The organism is Microcoleus sp. AT3-A2, from assembly GCF_036705685.1.
Taxonomy (GTDB): domain Bacteria; phylum Cyanobacteriota; class Cyanobacteriia; order Cyanobacteriales; family Microcoleaceae; genus Microcoleus.
In genome coordinates, this window is the sequence record NZ_JAUBVF010000153.1 from 1 (window position 1) to 1,597 (window position 1,597).

At 43.9% G+C, this 1,597-nt stretch carries 1 protein-coding gene; it reads right to left on the reverse strand.

Translation table 11 applies throughout. The features are described from left to right. Positions 1 to 21: 21 nt before the first annotated feature. The gene (locus QUB37_RS29605; RefSeq protein ID WP_333168799.1) at positions 22 to 1,503 is read right to left on the reverse strand and encodes a hypothetical protein; all 1,482 of its coding nucleotides are present in this window, start codon (positions 1,501 to 1,503) and stop codon (positions 22 to 24) included. Positions 1,504 to 1,597 lie beyond the last annotated feature (94 nt).

Consider the following 1,597-nt stretch of genomic DNA (forward strand, 5'->3'; position numbering starts at 1 on the left):
CTAACACATCTCTTGATGAAGTTATTCGTGCTTATTGTGCATAAAGAGTGTCTCATACTTATTTGAAATGACTATATCTCCATATTTGGCATCTAGTTTCGCCACCATGCTCTGAGGTAAGTTTTTGAAGGCGAATTCAACTAACGGCAATTCGGGATGAGCAGTGGCTTCGTATTCAATGCCTTTGCTATCCAGTGCGTCTTTCCATTGGTTAGGTAGGTCAATGGTTCTGCCGTCTTTAGTTTTCACTTTCTGGAAAGGAACTTGCAGGACGTAGACATCTCGCGGTAAGGCTTCGTGGAGCAATTCGTAGTCTTCTTGTAGGGAAAAGGTAATTTCCAAATCCTCTGCTAGCTTCTGGCAAATTGTCCGGTGTTTGCTCAGGTTATCGGAAGTGTGGGTAGCTTGGAATAAGGCATGAGCAGCCCTGGTTTTTCTTTCAGGAGTATCCCAAATTTCGTCAATCTCCGCTCGATAACTGTCATAAAGTTTGCCCATTTCCTCTTTTCGAGTTTTGATATCGCTGCCAGTGCGATCGTAGATAATACTTTTGTCCTCTTGAAAGCGCTGCACCAGGTCTTTCGCCCATTGCAATTCGTTTTCTTCCCAAGGCAGGTCATTTTCTTTGCTGTGTCGGTACTCGATTCCTCTCTCTACTAAGGCATTTTTGTACTCATAGGAAACGTGCAATTCCTTCCCTTCTTTTTCATACTCAAGGCCTGCTGCATTCAGTTGCTGGCGATTGTCTTTTGACACGATTAAATGAGCCGGAATCGGGGGAAGAATGTGCTGAAATTCATCTCGGTTGCGGTGGATGAGTCGCGTTTGTTCCCAATAAGGGTTAACGGCTTCTTTGGCTAGGACGTAAACAGCATTGGGAAAGTCGGCGGGCATGGGAAATTGTTTGTACAGTCGATCGTCTCCTTTGTACTGGAAAAAGTAAGTGCAGCTTTTGTGTTTTTCGCACCATTCATCTACTTTTTCTAGTAAAGTGTCAGGATTTAGACCTGTTTTCTCTTTCACTTCTTTGGCATCTTTACCCCGCAGCGAATTTTTCTGGTAGTCAACTTCGTACTGTTCCATGATGCTGAGAGCGGCGATAAATCGCTTTTGCTGCTTGAGAAATAGCTTTTCATCTTCGCCGGGGTTGGGGAGTGCTGCTGCTACTTTACCAATGGCTAAAGCGACGATTCCGACTTCATTTTGAGAACTGGCAACTCCGATTTGTTCTAGGGTGGTAAACTTGCGCTCGCCTGCTTTAACTTTACCTTGTCTGACTTCAGAATCGTCTTCTCGATACCGAACTTTCGTATAGGGAACTTTCTCAGCTTGTACCACTTCCCCGAAGTCAAATAACCCGTCTTGTGCTGGTAAGATTTGTTGGGCAATGTGAGGAAGTTTTCCAGATTCAATGCCAAATGGTTCGTCACCGTCAAAGTCTCCTTGATGGAACTTTTCTAAGTCTTTGGGATTGAACCAAATTACCCCTTTGATTTTCGCCATGACAGCGCGGGTTTCCTCCAGGGTAAACGCATCTTAACTTTAACGCAAAATATGCTACAGTTAAATCCGACTAAATTTTAGTGTAGTTTATTCA